Genomic DNA, 17,047 nt, shown 5'->3' with positions numbered 1-17,047 from the left:
AGGAGAGGTTAGTGCTCGCGGGTGGTCCGGAAGGTAATATCCGGGTAGCGTTCCTCTGCCAGAGAGAGATTGACACGGGTGGGAGCCAGATAAGTCAGGTAGCCACCACCGTCAATCGCCAGATTGTCAGCGCACTTGCGCTTGAATTCCTCCAATTTACGTTCGTCTGTACAATCCACCCAGCGGGCAGTATTGACATTGACCGGCTCGTACATGGCCTCCACCTTGTACTCATCCTTGAGGCGACGCATAACGACATCAAACTGGAGTACGCCGACCGCACCCAGAATCAGGTCGTTATTGTTCAGAGGCATGAACAATTGGGTCGCGCCTTCCTCTGAAAGCTGTTGCAAGCCTTTCTGGAGCTGTTTGAGCTTGAGAGGGTCTCTCAGGCGAACGCGCTTGAAAAGTTCGGGTGCGAAGTGTGGAATCCCGGTAAAGCGGATCTCTTCGCCCTGACTGAACGTATCGCCAATCTGGATAGTGCCGTGGTTGTGCAGACCGATAATATCACCGGAGATGGCTTCCTCTACATGGGAGCGATCACCCGCAAGAAAGGTGACAGCGTCGGCAATTTTTACATCTTTGCCGATTCGCACATGCTTCATTTTCATATTACGGGTGTATTTTCCGGAACAGATGCGCAGGAAAGCAATGCGGTCACGGTGTTTAGGGTCCATGTTGGCCTGGATCTTGAATACAAAACCGGAGAATTTGGCTTCGTCCGGCTCCACCGCCCTCTGGTCTGTTTTACGAGCCAGAGGGGCTGGAGCCCACTCGGCAAAGTCGTCCAGCATTTCGCGGACGCCAAAGTTGGCCAGGGCAGTACCAAAGAAAACAGGCGTCATCTTGCCAGCGTGATAGGCTTCCAGGTCAAACTCGTGACTGCCGCCGCGAACCAGTTCCACCTCATCGACAAAGTCTTCATGAATATCACCCAGCAGTTCTTTGGCTTCGTCCGACTCAAGACCCTTGATACGAATATCGTCGGGTATAGTATGTCCCTGGCCAGGGGTGAAGACGTGAATAGTATCGGTATAGAGGTTATAAACCCCCTTGAAATTCTTGCCCATGCTGATAGGCCAGGTAATGGGAGCGCACTGAATTTTCAGGATGCTTTCCACTTCGTCCAGCACTTCAATCTGGTCCCGGACTTCACGGTCCATCTTATTAACAAAGGTAAAGATAGGAGTGTCTCTCAGACGACAGACCTCCATCAGTTTAATGGTCCGGTCTTCGACACCCTTGGCGCCGTCAATCACCATCAGGCAGCTATCCACTGCCGTCAGGGTTCGGTAGGTGTCTTCCGAGAAGTCTTCGTGTCCGGGAGTGTCCAGCAGGTTGACAGTGCGACCTTTATAGGGAAACTGCATAACCGAGGTCGTGATCGAGATACCTCTCTCCTGCTCCATTTTCATCCAGTCAGAAGTAGCCATACGACCGGTTTTACGACCCTTCACTGTGCCGGCCATCTGGATAGCACCACCCAGAAGCAGGAGCTTTTCTGTGATGGTGGTTTTACCGGCGTCCGGGTGACTGATGATCGCAAAGGTTCGACGCTTTGCCACTTCGGGGGATAGTCCACTCATTGATGTTTTGCCTGATTTCAGAGCTTGAAAAAATGGCGACATTATATCCGCTCTGTTGCGCAAAGCCAGACTCAACATAAAAGATTGAAATCGGGTGTTGTGCCTGATAACTCAGGACTTTTGGCTAAACCGGCCGATAACAGTTGCGAGTAGATTGGTGATAAGGAAGTGGGTGCTTTGAATCCATCGCAACGGACTTTGCAATGCTTGCAACCCCTGCTTGACAGAGAGCAGGATGAATCCAGTGACATTTCTGTCAGAGGCAAGTGGCGTGGCCGGGAGGCCGAGCTGCTGCCGCTTCCTGTCAGAGAGCTGAGGGAAGGTGAAAAACTCAGTGCCAGTGAAGGTGCCAGGGCATTTGTTTCCAAGTACGGCAGTTTTGTGGAAAATCAGCTTCACAGTGATCTCAAAAGCAAGCCGCTGAACCAAAGAACCATTAAAAAGCTGGAAACACGGGCCACAGACCTGTTAAGGGATGTCAGAAAGCTCAATTGCAGCAGTATAGAGCTCTGGCTGGATTCCGATATGGTGACAAAAGCCTTTGAGACTGCGACACCTTTTAAGTGGCGATCTCTTCCTCCACACGAGCAGGAGCATCTTAAGGAAATCGTTCAGTTTCAGCTCTCTGGTCATACCGATTATCTGAGTCAATCAAAGGCTCTTGAGCTTGCGGTAAAAGTGGTCGGTCAGCATGAATCTATCTTCTCAGCCAATATTCCCGAAACGGCTCGCTTTCTCACCAGGGAAACAGAGGAGGGACATACTCTTTTTCCCGGTCAGCTCAGGCTCTGGGCCGAAGAGCACTTTGATAAGGACAAAGTCCCGGGAACAACGATAGAAGGTGATGATCTCTATATCAGTCAATACGAGATGGGGCTGATAGGTAATGCCGAATATTACACCAACCGTGTTTCTGGTCTTCTCTCCGGTTCCCCATTGGAGCGTCTGCAGAACAGCAGCTATGCCGAACAGGCTGAAGACGCCAGAGAACTTGCCAGGCAGCTTATCAAGACGCTTGATGGACTGGAGCGTCATTCACAAAATGTGCCTGCCCAATTGCAGCAGGCTCTAATCCATGATCTGGTAGGGCAGCTCGATGCTGTGTTGGATTTCATCGATCAGCTGGAGGTCAGTGACCAGGAGAATCCACTGGGGCCGCAGCAGTGGAAAAAGTTTAAATGTCTGGAACTGATTTCTGCAATTAATGTTCTCAAGAATGAAATTGAGCATGAAAGTGCACTCATCAACAACTCAGGTAAGGAAGGTCTATTCAGCAAAAAGAAAACCAGAAAGCTGGCAAAGCTGGAAGCATTGCACCAGACGTGGAGTGACCATTTTGACCGTATTCAGGAAGGAACAGACAATGATCTTCCACCAGCCAGAGCGAAGTTAACGGGAAGAGCTTCCCGCGCTGACACCCTTCCCGTGATTGATGCAAAGGCTTATACCGCCTGTATATTGAAGCGGCTGGGAGAGGTGGGTCTGGATAATGCCAGCAAGAAACTGAAAGCATCACGCAGTCAGGTGCTCTCAACACTTCAATGGGAAAAAATCACTACCCATCTGGATGTGAGGATTGAGGGGCGAACCCGACATTATGAGAGTCAGCTGACCCCTGCTTCGCAAATGAAGTGGGGAGAAGGCGCAAAGGATATCTTTGAGCATTCTTATGAGGGTATGGGCAGGCCTTCGACTGAAACCAGAGAACGCGTTCATGCCGTCAATATGGCGCAATCTGAGCTGTCCACTGCAGAAAAGGGGAACAAGAAAGTTCTGTTCAAAGGGTTGCGCTCCGGAACTCTCTGTGCCTATGGAATAAAAGAAAAAGAGCCTCGACTTGAAGCAGCCAGAAACCGGGCCAGGGAGTTGGTGACGGCGGCTGTAAAACAGTTTCTGGATGATAATCCCGGCTATCTGACATCGGGACAGCCTGTTCCTTTGAAGATGCTCTCCACGTCTATGCTCAGTGCCGACAAACTGAGGCACTATCTGCATATTCATGATGATGAATTGAAGATGCAGAGAGAGCAGATCGCCGCCCTCAAGGAAGTTCAGAAAGAACTCAACGATGGTAAGCCATTGGTTATTTCTGATGGTAAAGGCGAAAAATATCAACTCAGAGTCAATATGAAGCTGGCCAACACTAATTATGGTGTCAATTCACTTTCATTGGGTGGTCTGAAGTCCGTTGTCCGTCCCTGGGGTGAGGCCAAGCGGGTCAATAATGAGGGACTTATAGAACTGATAGGCTCTTTAGACCAGTTCGATCCTGTTGGCGGTTGGGTAGGCGACTATCTGGCAGGCCCGGCCCCGGAGCAATCCAAGCAGATTGTTCGTATGCTGGTTGAACAGATCAGGGATCTTCATGTTTCAGGCGACTATCAAACAGAAGGCGAAGATGCCTATAAGATGGTTGAGCGAATCCAGTTGCTGGCATTCAAGATAGGCGCAGTGGGTCATATCAATTGTAAAAGTGGTAAGGATCGAACCGGAGAAGCCGACGCCTCGATCAAGCGCTTTGCTGCCGAAGTGGAGGCCAGGGGCTATGTCCCTGACCCCCGCAAACCCGTTAGCCGAGAGGATCGTAACCTCAGTCAGGCTTTCCAGTTTGGTTCAGGTAATCTTGAATTGCAGCAAATGAACATCAACGTGCCAGGGTTTAAGACCCAGTTGAACAAAAAGCGTCTGGGTGAATTTGCTCATAAGCTTGCCCATAAAGCCCGGTTTAAAGTGAAATAGCCACTGAAAATCTTGCGGGTGTGAACTCTGCCCGCCTTGTTTTTCCCGGTGCTGAAGAGCATGAGAGCCTCCAACTGTTAAGCCAGGTTTCAAAGGTTCCTCAAGTCTGACATAGACAGAAAGTATTTTGGATCTGTCTTACGAAGCTTATAGGTTGATTAGTCCTTTTCTGACATCTGCAAATAACCCCCTGTCTACGAACATGGCTGTCTGTTGTTTTAACTTACAAGAAATCTAAATCGAAACAGCCATCCAGATCGGTAAAATCGAGGTTGCCTAACTCGAGGTTGCCTAACTCGAGGTTGCCTAACTCGAGGTTGCCTAACTCGAGGTTGCCTAACTCGAGGTTGCCTAACTCGAGACTGCCTAACTCGAGACTGCCTAAATCGAGACTGTTACCCAGACCGCTTAAATCGATGCTGCCACCGATACCGCTTAATTCGAGACTGCCTGGATCGAGAACATCTCCAATGACTGAATCTGAAATTGATAAATTTCCTGTGACAGTAGACGGAGAAAGATCTCCGCGCACATCACCGGTATCAGATGAATATCTGCTACCCATATTGACGGGATATTCAGGGTTTAATAAGGCAGTATACACATACGGCATCCAAAACCCATCTATTGGAAAAAACCAGGCAGTGGGATTCATTTGAGCCAAGCTATAGTAATAACTGCCAAGCTTCTGATGGAATAAAGACAATGAGTTGTCTAATTCTTGCTTTTTCTGGCTCACAAGTTTATCGAACTCATGGGATTTAATTAAGACCTGAGCGTCAAGCTTGCGTTTGATATTTGCGATGGCAGTTTCTTTTAAATTCTGACATTTGTTTTCTGCGGTTGGATAAGCTTTTATCTTTTTAATCTCTGTATTTATTATTTTTGGTCTCCGTATATGTTTTTGGTAAGTCCGTGGGTTCATATGTGTTTCATTAAAAAATTTGTCGATTAGTTCTTCAGCGCTTTTTCTCATTTTGTCTGTGGGTGCTAGTATCATAGCTTCCAAGGAAAGCGTAATAGCCTTTTTTAAAGGTATTTTTAATCTATCTGTGTCATGACGACTTCTAATGTCGCGAAAACTAAGATCCGCTTTTTTAAATTTCTTGGTAGCTTCTTTAATTTTTTCATTGTAGCGTGTGAGAATGCTTGGTTCTCTAATTAGAGTGCTAATTTGATTTTGATAATTAGTTTTGTGTGAGCCAATAATCTTTTCAATCTGTGACTGACTGTTTTTAATAAAAACTTTTCTTGATGCGTCTACGGTTTTATAAAACTGTTGATTGATTTTCTGTTCAATGATTTTTTTATGAAGTTTCCTGAGGTCAATATGATCTGGATTTATTGCTAAAGCTTTCAGGCAAAAGGTGCTCTTGTCTTTATCAAAAGCTGCATGTTTGGTGAGCCGGTAAAAGTGCTCGAAACTGACTGCCTGGGATACCACTTTTTTATACAAGATATCGAAATGTTTTGAGGAATGTGGATTTAAGGCAGTGACTTTATCAAATGTAAGGAGTGCATCATCAAAGTCTTTAATAAATGTACACATCTTATAGAATAATCTGTCGGCAGCCTCATCTTTTCTAAATCCGCCCGGTCCAGCAAGACTTACTCTGATAAAAGCCTTTATCCCGTCAGCTAGTGAGTCGACCTCGTTGGTTAGTAAAGAAGATGCCTTTTTGAGAATTATTTTTTTACTGTCTTCACGAATAGCTTCCATCTTCTTATCAAGTAAAAACAGTGATTCAGTGGATACCTCTTCAGGTAAATGCTCTATTGTTTTTATCATATGCTGAATAAGAAGATTATGCTTTAAATCTGATAGGGTTCTTATATTTCCTTCATGATTTTCAACGAATTCTATTAACGACTCCATAGTGTTGAGTGAATCAAGGTGACGGCACATATTAGCAACGGCCATGTCATGCAGTGTTGCATTCAAATTTTTAAGAAGCTCTAGGTTGCTTAGTCTTCTTTCTTGCCCCCACGTCTGCCGATTAGTGCGAAGATGGTCCAGGCTTTTTTGCTCTTCCTCTATCTTTTGATCGACCAAACAAGAAGCCCTGTATATCAACTGGAGAGTTTCGGCATTACCGGAGTGAGGGTGTTGAGCCTGGTCCTCATTAAATAACCTTTTTAATGAGTCCTTTAACGGACAGAGCGCATCGTGGAATGCAATGAACTCAGATAGCTCTGAGTAGACGAGGTTCAGTAGGGGGCTGATACTGGAAAATGATTGGCTGGCACGCTTCAGATTATCTTCCAGGAGCGTATATATATTCTGTATTTGTTCATCGAGTCTATTCTGTAGCCTGATGTATCTTCTGTTATCGTGTCTGCGTATGGGCCACCTGAGATTATCATCTATATTAGACTCCAGTGTTCTCAATGCCAATTTGTTGCGCTCATAAGCTTCCAGAGGCTTATCCTTATCGGCATAAGCTTGAAAGCTATTCCGATAGCTATCAATCTGGCGTTCAATTTCACTAAGGCCTAAATGCAACCGAAAAGATTTGGGTAGCAGGCGTCGAAAGCATGACTGTTCAATGGCTGCAATTCTGGAGCGTCTTTGCAGTCCGGTACTTTGTGGTTCACTTGTTAAGGCCGATGAATCGATGTTCACAAGGGGCAATACTGAAGAAGCGGTTTGTTCTCCATGATGTTGGGGTGAATGCCATCTCGTATTAGTCTGTGCTAAGGAAAAATTATCTATCATTGTAATCTCCAATTTGAAAGTGAGTGGTCAGTCAGGCACAGACGCTGAGAAAAGCCGATTAATCAATTCTTGCTAAGTGGTTCCTCAATTGTTTTCGAGTATTTCTGACCATAATGACGAGTTAGACTGTGATTTCATGAAAATGTTCCATGCATTTTTCTGTTATTTTTTCATTACGTGAAATCTTTGCTGCATTGCTGATGAAGTCTGTCCTTCCAATCTCTGATCCTTGCCATCGTTGCTTCACTCAAAAAAGGCATAAACCGCTCCCGGCATCCAGTGACGGTGGATTCAGGTCAGGTAATTATCTTTAATGTCTTTCAGACAAAAATCGGTCCATTCAAGTGAGAGCATTTTTGCCCCCTTCGATTCGGATGGAAGGCGAATCTGCTTGCCAGCTGCTCACACCCGATGGTTTAAAGTGAAAGAAAGGTTCAATGCCCTACAGGTGGATAGCATCCACCTTAAGAGAGAAACTGTTCGGCAGGCTAGTGTTTAGAATGTTCTGGCCACAGCAAAACGTGCCAGGTCTTCCATAGCGTCACGATACTCGCTGTCAGGCAAGGCCTGCAGGCAGGCAATGGCCTTCTCAGACTGTTCTCTGGCTCTGAGGGATGTGTAATTCAGCGCTCCACAGATGCGAACCGCCTCGACAATTTGATCAATCTTATCCAGACCACCCTGTTCAATAGCTTCCCTGACCAGTGCTTTCTGCTCCGGAGTGCCCTGGGAGAGAGTGTATATCAGAGGCAAGGTGGGTTTGCCTTCTGCCAGGTCATCGCCGAGGTTTTTTCCCATGTCTTCACTGTCGCCCTCATAATCCAGCAGGTCATCTACCAGCTGGAATGCCATGCCCAGATAATTGCCATAATCTCTCAGGGATTGTTCAACCCTGCTGTCCACATTGGACAGGATCGCTGCAGTATGGGTAGAGGCTTCAAAGAGCATGGCAGTCTTACATCGGATAACATCCATATACTGTTCTTCTGTCACGCTGGCATCATTGATATTCATCAACTGCATGACTTCACCCTCAGCAATGATATTAGTGGCATCAGAGAGAATCTTGAGCAGCTTCATGTTGTCCAGACTAACCATCATCTGAAAGGCTCGGGAATAGAGAAAGTCGCCCACCAGAACACTGGGAGCATTACCCCAGAGCGCATTGACCGTATCACGACCCCGGCGGAGGTCTGACTGGTCCACGACATCATCGTGCAGCAGCGTTGCGGTATGGAGAAACTCGATGATAGCCGCCAGTGGGATATGGTCCTGTCCCCGGAAGCCTGTGGCGCCTGCGGTCAGCAGAACCAGAAGAGGCCTGAGCCGTTTGCCTCCGGACTGGATTATGTACTGGCCAATTTTGCTGACCATGACAACATCCGAGTGCAGTTGTTCGGCGATGTACTGGTTAACCAGGGCAAAATCTTCGCTGACAACGGTTTGAAAGGAGTGCTTGTTGCGTTCAGGCATAAGGCTGCTGCAGAGATCGGGAAATCGAGCATCGTAGGTAGAGACCGCCCGGCTGTCAATAGCTGTATGACTTTGGTGCTTGTTTCATGGGTATAATCTCTGGGGGCATAAAGCATAAATCGGGGTTGCCAGCCGGGTTGCAATTCCTTAGAATCTGCGCCCCTGTCTAACAATCTGACTGAGAATCCGGGCGGCGGTCCATTTTGTCATGCTTTTGAGCTCTGTTTTCGGAGTTGATCAGAAGCTTATGCGGCGCAGCCTACCTTGAAGTGATGATCAGATAGACGTAGATAGCATTGAAAATTCCGGTCTGAGTACCCTGGTCTGGTTTTCCTGAACCAATGCCTCGATCTCGCCGGATGCCTTTGACAAAGAGGCTATTTAGGATTTTCGGAGATAAATATGTACGCAGTTATCAAAACTGGCGGCAAACAGTACCGTGTTGCTGAAGGCACAACCCTGAAGGTTGAAAAACTGGACGTAGCTGCAGGTGAAAGCCTGGATATTAGCGACGTTCTGCTGGTAGCCAATGGTGAAGAAGTCAAGATCGGCGCTCCTGTTGTTGAAGGTGCCAAGGTGACTGCTGAAGTTGTAGCTCATGGTCGCGGTCCAAAGATCAAGATCATAAAGTTCAAGCGTCGTAAGCATCACCGCAAGCAGATGGGCCACCGTCAGTGGTTCACTGAGCTGAAAATTACCGGCATTGCTGGCTAGTGAACAGGCCCTTTTAATTGTGGCAATTTTTCATCCCCCCAAGGTGATGAGAAATTGCTGAAGCCGCTCAAGGCTGTTTAAAAGGTATGGCTGATGGACTGGAAACAGTTCGTTAAATACTTCTAAGGTCTACATCTGGTGTGGTAGCCGGCTGTTTGACCGAGCTAAAAGGAGAGCAGCATGGCTCACAAAAAAGCTGGTGGTTCTACTCGTAACGGTCGCGATTCAGAAAGTAAACGCCTTGGCGTTAAGCGTTTCGGCGGTCAGGTAGTCAACGCAGGTAACATCCTGGTTCGTCAGCGTGGTACCAAGTTCCACGCGGGTGAAAACGTCGGTATTGGCAAGGATCATACCCTGTTCGCCAAGGCTGACGGTAAGGTTGTTTTTGAGGTTAAAGGTCCTCAGAAGCGTAAGTACGTGCGCATCGAAGCTGCGTAACAGTACTTTTCTGGTGTTTACCCACTTTTGGGGGTGACGCCACTGGAAAGCCCTGCTTTTTGGCGGGGCTTTCTTGTATGTGCGTAAAGTGATTTGAGTGGTGTAGACTCCTGAAGTTGAGTGTCTGGAGGTCAATGCTTTTCTTTTGCTGCAGGCATCTGGGTGAGTATTTATCTGCAGGCATTGGCCGTCTGAAGTCATTGCTGCGGGAGATTTTTGAATGAAGTTTGTCGATGAAGCCACCATCAAAGTTCAGGCTGGCAAAGGTGGCAATGGCTGCCTGAGTTTCAGGCGTGAAAAGTATGTTGCCAAAGGGGGGCCAGACGGTGGCGATGGTGGTGACGGTGGCAGCATCTATGTGGTTGCCGGGAACGACCTGAACACGCTGGTGGATTATCGCTATCAGCGCAGCTATCAGGCAGAAAGTGGTGAGTCGGGTCGTGGTCGTAATTGCTCCGGTGCCAAGGGTCAGGATCTGGAATTGCCTGTGCCTGTGGGTACAACAGTAGTGGATGATGATACAGAGGAAGTGATTGGTGATCTGACGCACGAGGGGCAGAAATTACTGGTTGCCCAGGGTGGCTGGCATGGTCTGGGTAACACCCGCTTTAAATCCAGCATCAACCGTGCTCCGAGGCAGACAACCAAGGGTTCTCCGGGTGAAGAGCGTTCGCTCAGACTGGAGCTTAAGGTTATCGCTGACGTGGGTCTTCTGGGTATGCCCAATGCGGGTAAGTCTACCTTTATTCGCTCAGTCTCTCATGCCAGGCCGAAAGTGGCAGACTATCCCTTTACCACGCTGGTTCCTAATCTCGGCGTGGTGAGTGTGGAGAAGCATCGCAGTTTTGTTATCGCTGATATTCCCGGTCTGATTGAGGGCGCAGCTGATGGCGCGGGTTTGGGAATTCGATTCCTTAAGCATCTTTCACGTTGTCGTGTACTCCTGCATCTGGTCGATGTGGCTCCGTTCGACGAGAGCGATCCGGTGCACGTAGCAAATGCCATTGTGGATGAGTTGAAAAGTTTCAGTCCGGCTCTGGCTGAACGTGAGCGCTGGCTGGTGCTGAACAAGCTGGATCTGTTGCCCGAAGATCAGCAGCAGGCGATCTGTGATCGGGTAATTGCAGAGCTGGGCTGGGAAGGTCCTGTTTACAAGATTTCCGCAATCTCTTCCCGGGGTACAGAAAAGTTGGCCCAGGATCTGATGTCTTTCATTGAAGAGCGAAATCTTCAGGAGAGCGAAGATGCTGAACTGGCTGCTCAGGAAGCAGAGGCCCGTCAGAAGCTGGAGCAAGAAGCCCGGGGGCGTATGCGTGAGCTGGCAGAAGAGAGAAGGCAGCAGCGTCTGGCAAGAAAAGCTGAAAAAGCGGCTCGGGACGATGATGATCATGACGACGATGATGATGTTGAAGTCTTCTACGCACCATAGAGGCTGTGGCAAAAGTAGCGAGCAAAGCTGAGTCACTTTATAACTCAGTATCAGCGAAGCACTGCACTGTTGTGACAGCCTTCTCAGGTTCAGGAGAGAATGCAGGAGGGCAACATGAGTGAGCGTAGCAGGCTGAAAACAGCCCGACGCTGGGTGGTCAAAATAGGCAGCGCCCTGTTAACGGATGAAGGGCGTGGTCTGGCTATTGACCAGATAGATGGCTGGGTCGATCAGTTGTGCGAACTGCGTAAGCAAGGTGTTGAGCTGGTTCTGGTGTCTTCCGGAGCGGTGGCGGCCGGCATGGAAAAGCTTGGGCAAAAGGAGCGACCGACCGCTCTGAATGAGCTTCAGGCTGCGGCTGCCGTGGGCCAAACACGACTCGTTCAAACCTGGGAGAGCAGCTTTCAGAGGCATGATATTCAGCCGGCTCAGGTGTTACTGACCCATGCAGACCACAGCAATCGTCAACGCTATTTGAATGCTCGTAGCGCCTTGAGAACACTGCTTGATATGGGTGTGGTTCCCGTCGTTAATGAGAACGATACCGTTGTGACTGATGAGATTCGTTTTGGTGATAACGATACTCTCGGTGCTCTGGTGGCCAACCTGGTGGAGGCCGATGTTCTGGTGATTCTGACGGATCAGGAGGGTTTGTATACTGCTGATCCTCGTAAAGACGTCGGTGCGAGACTGGTGAGTGAGGCCAGGGCTTTTGATTCGTCCCTGGATGTTATGGCAGGTGGCGGCAGTGGTCGTCTGGGTCGCGGTGGTATGCAAACCAAGCTTCGGGCGGCTCGTCAGGCTGCGGCCTCTGGAGCGGCAACGGTTATTGTGGGCGGCAAGATTGAGAGTGTCATCCGTCGCCTTTTTGAACAGGACGCTTTAGGGACCTTGCTCACTCCGGATCATGAGCGATTGGCTGCTCGCAAGCAGTGGTTGCAGGGGCACATGCAGACTTCAGGAAAGCTGGTTCTGGATGCGGGTGCCGTTAATGTGCTTAAAAATCAGGGGAAAAGTCTTCTTGCCGTGGGGGTAAAGGCGGTAGAAGGTCATTTCCTTCGGGGAGAGATGGTGGCCTGCGTTGATGAGTCGGGTCAGGAAGTGGCCCGAGGCTTGATCAATTATGGGGCCGATGATGCCCGGAAGATTGTCGGCAAACCCAGTCACCAGATTGGTGAGTTGCTAGGCTACTCAGGTGAGCCCGAGCTTTTGCATCGAGATAATATGGTGCTTGCCGGGCATTGAGTCGGGTATGGGATCAGATCGGAACTCATTGAAACAGTCGTTTTTATGATCTGATCCCGGTTTCATGGACACCCGTTTACGTACTGCTAATCCTGTTTCTTTTTCCACAAAAAGGATGCTGCTTTTCCCAGGTGCCCACCAAGCCAGGCAGTTTTTTGAGCAATCAATCCTGATTGTCTGGCAGCCCAGTGAATCATGAAAAAGTTGGTGGCGACAAATTTCTTGCCGTAGTAAGGCCAGTTTCTGGCGCTGATAGCGCTGTAATTTTTATCGTATTTGAAAATAGGGATACAATCTTCCAGGGGGTAGCCTGTTATGCTTTCGAAGATAATGTTAAACGCTGCCTGACCAAATGAAACGCCCAGTGCCTGTACAGTGCCCATGCCCAGATATTTGGCCGCTGCCAATTTGATAGAGCTGAATGTAAATGCAGTGGCTGCAACCTGCTGGGTCAGAATGGTCCAAGAGGTTGTTGCCACCGTGTTATAATCTGCCTCCGAAGCACGTAACTTCTCATACTCTTCTTTTACTGCCTCTGCGGAATAACCATTGGTGTCCCACTCATCTTGAAACTCGACACCTTTGTTTTGTTGAAAGAGCAGACCTGCCTGGGCGGCTATGCCGGCGGTATTCAGCGCCAGAATGGTGAGTGAATTCCAGATGCCTGTTTGCTGGAACGAAATTCCCAGGCCGAGTGCCAGGATGTAGTAAATGGTGTATTCAGAAGCACCAGTTGCGGCGAATACCAGAGGTGGAAGCAGGAGAAGTGTGCCGCTATTTCTGTTCATATAATCACTGATTCCAGCGTTGGGCATGGCGGAATCTTTTTGGTAGAGGGCCTGAGTCTTTCCGGGTTCCATAAAGATCTCTTTTGAATTCTCCAGGGAGATGGCGCGGTAATAAAACTCATTTTCCCCTTTGTGGAATGTTTTGGACGACTTTTCAGTCTTCGCAACGGCGTCTGCGATCTTCCGTATGGCTTCAAGATCGTTGTTGTTTGCAGCAGGCTGGCTGCCAATTTTGAGTTTCTCCATGATCTTTGAGATTTCCCCGGTGCAAACGACCTTGGGATACAAAGGGTGGTCAGATATTGTCTCTTGCACCAGTGCGGCAGCCTCGACGGGATTTATTTTGTAGTCAAATTTGGCTATCCCCATTTCGGTAATTGTTTCGGTCGTTGTGCCTTTGGGGGCACAGAACACTAGAGTAATTTCCGGAGGCGGGGTTAGCGTCGCGTAAGAGATCGTTACTGTCAGACAGGTGAAAGCGAGTAAGATTAACGAATAAAAATGCCGCATGGTTAAGGTCCTCGTTGAGAGGGGGTAGGAAGAAATAATGCGGAAGTATAGTTGTGAATTTTAAGTTTCAATTTGTAAAGGCATAAAAAAAGCCGGTGAAAACCGGCCTTTTTGTTATGCCCTTGCTATGCAAGGGCTGGCAATTATGCAGACAGAGCTTTGATCTGTGCATTCAGGCGGCTCTTGTGACGTGCAGCCTTGTTTTTGTGGATGATGCCTTTGTCGGCCATGCGGTCGATCACTGGAACAGCCGCAGTGTATTCAGTTTTAGCCAGCTCAACGTCTTTGGCTTCGATGGCGCGAACTACTTTTTTGATGGAAGTGCGAACCATGGAGCGCAGGGAAGCATTGTGAGTACGACGCTTCTCAGCCTGACGGGCGCGCTTCTTGGCGGATGGAGAGTTAGCCATTTGTGGTGCTCCTAAGAATCTTGATTAACCATTTGCACTGTTTTTAAACAGGGCTGCTTCGGGCACCCTGTTGGGAGTATGGTGTTTGCCGCGTCACAAATGAATCCCCCGGGCAAGGGTCTCACCAGTGCCATACCCATACAGTCAAGTCGCGGAATCATGCCTATTTGGGCAAGGGTTGTCAATAAGGCTTACTGGCGCTATAGCGCGCAAACCCGAATTGTGAGGCTGTTAATAACTTTGACAACTCAGTACTATTATCGGTTTTTGATCGTTTGAGCGCCCCGAATGTCCACAGAAAACTTATCAGAGAGTCCTCAGAAGAGTGGAGCCGAGGATAAATCACCCAGTTTGCTGAGGTCGAGCCTGGTCGTGGGCATAATGACCATGCTTTCCAGGATTTTGGGGTTGGCCAGAGATGTGGTTATTGCTGGGTACTTTGGTTCTACATCGTCAGCAGATGCGTTCTTTGTTGCCTTCAAGATTCCAAATTTTCTCCGTCGACTGTTTGCCGAGGGCGCTTTTTCCCAGGCATTTGTGCCGGTGCTGTCAGAGTATCGTACTAAACGCAGCTTTGATGAAGTGCGCTATCTGATCAGTAGGGTCAGTGGCACTCTGGCAGTTTTGCTGCTGCTGGTGACTCTGGTATGCATGTTGGCTTCTCCCCTGTTAATCCGCCTGTTTGCTCCTGGTTTTATGGATTACCCTGAAAAACTGTTGTTGGCTGAGGAGATGTTGAGGATTACCTTTCCCTATCTTTTGTTGATCTCGCTGACGGCTCTGGCGGGCTCCATACTGAATAGTTACAACCGGTTTGCGGTACCTGCGTTTACCCCGGTTCTGCTGAATCTCAGTATGATTGGCTCTACTGTATTGTTGTCGCAATGGTTTGATGAGCCTGTCATGGCCCTGGCCTGGGGTGTGGTGATTGCCGGCGTGTCACAGTTGTTACTGCAAATTCCTTTTTTATTGCAGATTCGCCTGCTGCCAGCCCCCAGGTGGGGGCATAAGCATGAGGGGGTGAGGCGAATCATGAAACTGATGATTCCGGCGTTGTTCGGGGTTTCCGTCAGTCAGGTCAACTTGCTGCTGGATACGGTGCTGGCGTCTTTTCTGGAAACCGGGAGTGTCTCATGGCTTTATTACTCAGACCGTCTGTCTGAACTGCCGCTGGGTGTTTTCGGTATTGCCATTGCCACAGTGATTCTTCCAAGCCTTTCTCGCAAGCATGCTGATGACGACGGAGAACAGTTTTCCAAAACCCTTGACTGGGCAATTCGTCTTGTCCTGTTGATTGGCGTTCCGGCGGGCATTGCTCTGCTAATACTGTCAGAGCCTCTGTTGGCAACATTGTTCGACTACGGTGAGATGCAGAACCGGGACGTGATTATGGCGGGTATGAGTCTTCGGGCTTATTCTCTGGGTTTGATTGCTTTTATGCTGATCAAGGTGCTTGCACCTGGCTACTTTGCCCGTCAGGACACCAAGACTCCGGTCAAGATTGCCATCATTGCGATGGTGGCCAATATGGCTTTTAATTTGATGTTGGTTTTCTGGCTTAAACATGCGGGTCTGGCTCTGGCTACTACACTGTCTGCTTTTCTGAATGCCGGATTATTGTTTTGGGGGTTAAAGCGTTCCGGTGTATTCACTCCTGAATTGGGGTGGTGGTTGTTCTGGGGGCGTCTTATCTTTGCCAATCTCGCAATGGCGCTGCTACTGCTCTGGATGGCGGGTGATACTGCCTGGTGGCTGGATGCAACGCTTTGGCAGAGAGTGTTTGAAATGGCGAAAGTGGTTGCTGCCGGGCTTGCTGTTTACTCAGCGGTACTCCTGGTTGCGGGTTTGCGCCCTGTTCACTTCAGGCATTAATGAGCAATGTCTGGCGGGAAGTTTTTTACTGTCTGTCAGGCTTCCTTTCAGTCCTTTTCCGGGCGAAAGATTCAGCCCGGGAAAAAAGAGCGGTGATTTGATGAACATGGCTCTTAAGTACAAAACGCTCCTGAGATATAATCCCTGCCTTTGCCAGCTTAACAGAGAATAGACCGCCTAATGCAGTTGATTCGCGGAATGCACAATATCAGACCGGAGCATCGCGCCTGTGTTGCGACTATTGGTAATTTTGATGGTGTTCATCTTGGACACCGGACTATCCTGGAGGCATTGCGGCAGCAAGCTTTCGAGTTGGATGTCAGAGTTTGTGTGATCACTTTTGAACCTCAGCCCCGGGAATATTTTCAGGGAGATCAGGCACCGGCAAGACTGACCAACCTGAGAGAGAAACTGACACTTCTGGAAGAAGCCGGCGTTGATCAGGTACTGTGCCTGCCCTTCAATCAGAAACTGCAAAACCTGACACCGGATGATTTTGTTATGAAGGTGCTGGTGGATGGGCTGGATATACGCTATCTGATAGTGGGAGATGATTTCCGTTACGGATTGAAGCGGCAGGGAAATTTTGCGCACTTGAGAAGGATGGGCGATCAATTCGGGTTCGAGGTGTGCGACACCCGAACTGTATCTATGGATATGGACCGTATCAGCAGTACCCGGATTCGTGAGCTGTTGGCTGGTGCGAGTCTGGATGAGGCAGAAAAATTGTTAGGACGTCCCTTCACCATGATGGGGCGTATTACTGAAGGCCAGCAGTTGGGCAGACAGTTGGGCTTTCCTACTGCGAACATACGTGTCTGCAGGCGGACACTGCCCATACAGGGGGTGTTTGCAGTCAGGGCATGGTTCGATGGCCGAAGCTATGATGCGGTGGCGAATCTGGGTGTCAGGCCAACCGTAAATGCTGCCCGTGCCATGCTGGAAGTGCACCTTCTGGACTATCAGGGTGACCTGTATGGCCACACCCTGCGGGTTGAATTTATCAAGAAGATCCGCAGTGAGAAAAAGTTTGAATCGCTGGATGCTCTCAAGGCAGCGATTACTGATGATGTGAAAGCGGCCAGAAGCTTCTTTCATCAATGAGCCAGATTCAAAAAAGCTGT

General features: G+C 48.8%; 12 protein-coding genes. 7 read left to right on the top strand and 5 right to left on the bottom strand.

Annotated elements, in window-relative coordinates; genetic code table 11:
* Positions 1-8: 8 nt before the first annotated feature.
* Positions 9-1,589, bottom strand: a complete 1,581-nt coding sequence (locus P6910_RS18160; protein ID WP_317142664.1) for a peptide chain release factor 3 — start codon at positions 1,587-1,589, stop codon at positions 9-11.
* A 177-nt stretch (positions 1,590-1,766) separates the two neighbouring features.
* Here P6910_RS18160 and P6910_RS18155 point away from each other — a divergent pair, with 177 nt between their 5' ends.
* Complete coding sequence (locus P6910_RS18155; RefSeq protein WP_317142663.1) at positions 1,767-4,328, top strand: inositol phosphate phosphatase SopB; 2,562 nt, start codon at positions 1,767-1,769, stop codon at positions 4,326-4,328.
* 223 nt (positions 4,329-4,551) lie between these two features.
* Here the strand turns inward: P6910_RS18155 and P6910_RS18150 are convergent, their stop codons facing one another.
* Both P6910_RS18150 and ispB read right to left on the bottom strand, forming a co-directional pair.
* A complete protein-coding gene (locus tag P6910_RS18150) occupies positions 4,552-7,044 on the bottom strand; it encodes a hypothetical protein (RefSeq protein ID WP_317142662.1) in 2,493 nt (830 codons plus the stop codon).
* Between the two features lie 495 nt (positions 7,045-7,539).
* Positions 7,540-8,517 (bottom strand): octaprenyl diphosphate synthase, encoded by a 978-nt coding sequence (gene ispB / locus P6910_RS18145; protein ID WP_317142661.1) that lies wholly within the window; start codon positions 8,515-8,517, stop codon positions 7,540-7,542.
* A 402-nt stretch (positions 8,518-8,919) separates the two neighbouring features.
* Here ispB and rplU point away from each other — a divergent pair, with 402 nt between their 5' ends.
* From rplU to proB, 4 genes are all read left to right on the top strand, one after another.
* Positions 8,920-9,231: a 50S ribosomal protein L21 gene (gene rplU / locus P6910_RS18140; protein WP_317142660.1), complete on the top strand. Its 312-nt coding sequence runs from the start codon at positions 8,920-8,922 to the stop codon at positions 9,229-9,231.
* A 180-nt stretch (positions 9,232-9,411) separates the two neighbouring features.
* Positions 9,412-9,669 (top strand): 50S ribosomal protein L27, encoded by a 258-nt coding sequence (gene rpmA, locus P6910_RS18135; RefSeq protein ID WP_062268593.1) that lies wholly within the window; start codon positions 9,412-9,414, stop codon positions 9,667-9,669.
* A 220-nt stretch (positions 9,670-9,889) separates the two neighbouring features.
* Complete coding sequence (gene cgtA, locus P6910_RS18130) at positions 9,890-11,098, top strand: Obg family GTPase CgtA (RefSeq protein WP_317142659.1); 1,209 nt, start codon at positions 9,890-9,892, stop codon at positions 11,096-11,098.
* A gap of 114 nt (positions 11,099-11,212) precedes the next feature.
* Positions 11,213-12,343 (top strand): glutamate 5-kinase, encoded by a 1,131-nt coding sequence (gene proB, locus P6910_RS18125; protein WP_317142658.1) that lies wholly within the window; start codon positions 11,213-11,215, stop codon positions 12,341-12,343.
* 86 nt (positions 12,344-12,429) lie between these two features.
* Here proB and P6910_RS18120 read toward each other — a convergent pair whose 3' ends face one another.
* The gene (locus P6910_RS18120; protein WP_317142657.1) at positions 12,430-13,545 is read right to left on the bottom strand and encodes a hypothetical protein; all 1,116 of its coding nucleotides are present in this window, start codon (positions 13,543-13,545) and stop codon (positions 12,430-12,432) included.
* A 239-nt stretch (positions 13,546-13,784) separates the two neighbouring features.
* The gene (gene rpsT / locus P6910_RS18115) at positions 13,785-14,051 is read right to left on the bottom strand and encodes a 30S ribosomal protein S20 (RefSeq protein ID WP_317142656.1); all 267 of its coding nucleotides are present in this window, start codon (positions 14,049-14,051) and stop codon (positions 13,785-13,787) included.
* A 288-nt stretch (positions 14,052-14,339) separates the two neighbouring features.
* Here rpsT and murJ point away from each other — a divergent pair, with 288 nt between their 5' ends.
* Positions 14,340-15,923 carry a murein biosynthesis integral membrane protein MurJ gene (gene murJ / locus P6910_RS18110; RefSeq protein WP_317142655.1) on the top strand — a complete coding sequence of 528 codons (1,584 nt, stop codon included), beginning with the start codon at positions 14,340-14,342 and terminating at the stop codon, positions 15,921-15,923.
* Positions 15,924-16,103: 180 nt separating this feature from the next.
* Entirely contained in the window at positions 16,104-17,027 is a 924-nt protein-coding gene (ribF, locus tag P6910_RS18105) for a bifunctional riboflavin kinase/FAD synthetase (protein WP_317142654.1), read from the top strand.
* Positions 17,028-17,047: the final 20 nt, after the last annotated feature.

Source organism: Endozoicomonas sp. 8E, assembly GCF_032883915.1.
Classification (GTDB): Bacteria; Pseudomonadota; Gammaproteobacteria; order Pseudomonadales; family Endozoicomonadaceae; genus Endozoicomonas_A.
This window is presented reverse-complemented; position numbering and strand designations above follow the sequence as displayed.

Bases quoted from the DNA above. Each gene is read 5' to 3' on its own strand.
- ispB (WP_317142661.1), bottom strand. From the start codon at position 8,517: ATGCCTGAACGCAACAAGCACTCCTTTCAAACCGTTGTCAGCGAAGAT.
- rpmA (WP_062268593.1), top strand. From the start codon at position 9,412: ATGGCTCACAAAAAAGCTGGTGGTTCTACTCGTAACGGTCGCGATTCA.
- ribF (WP_317142654.1), top strand. From the start codon at position 16,104: ATGCAGTTGATTCGCGGAATGCACAATATCAGACCGGAGCATCGCGCC.
- cgtA (WP_317142659.1), top strand. From the start codon at position 9,890: ATGAAGTTTGTCGATGAAGCCACCATCAAAGTTCAGGCTGGCAAAGGT.
- rpsT (WP_317142656.1), bottom strand. From the start codon at position 14,051: ATGGCTAACTCTCCATCCGCCAAGAAGCGCGCCCGTCAGGCTGAGAAG.
- proB (WP_317142658.1), top strand. From the start codon at position 11,213: ATGAGTGAGCGTAGCAGGCTGAAAACAGCCCGACGCTGGGTGGTCAAA.
- P6910_RS18160 (WP_317142664.1), bottom strand. From the start codon at position 1,589: ATGAGTGGACTATCCCCCGAAGTGGCAAAGCGTCGAACCTTTGCGATC.
- rplU (WP_317142660.1), top strand. From the start codon at position 8,920: ATGTACGCAGTTATCAAAACTGGCGGCAAACAGTACCGTGTTGCTGAA.
- P6910_RS18150 (WP_317142662.1), bottom strand. From the start codon at position 7,044: ATGATAGATAATTTTTCCTTAGCACAGACTAATACGAGATGGCATTCA.
- murJ (WP_317142655.1), top strand. From the start codon at position 14,340: ATGTCCACAGAAAACTTATCAGAGAGTCCTCAGAAGAGTGGAGCCGAG.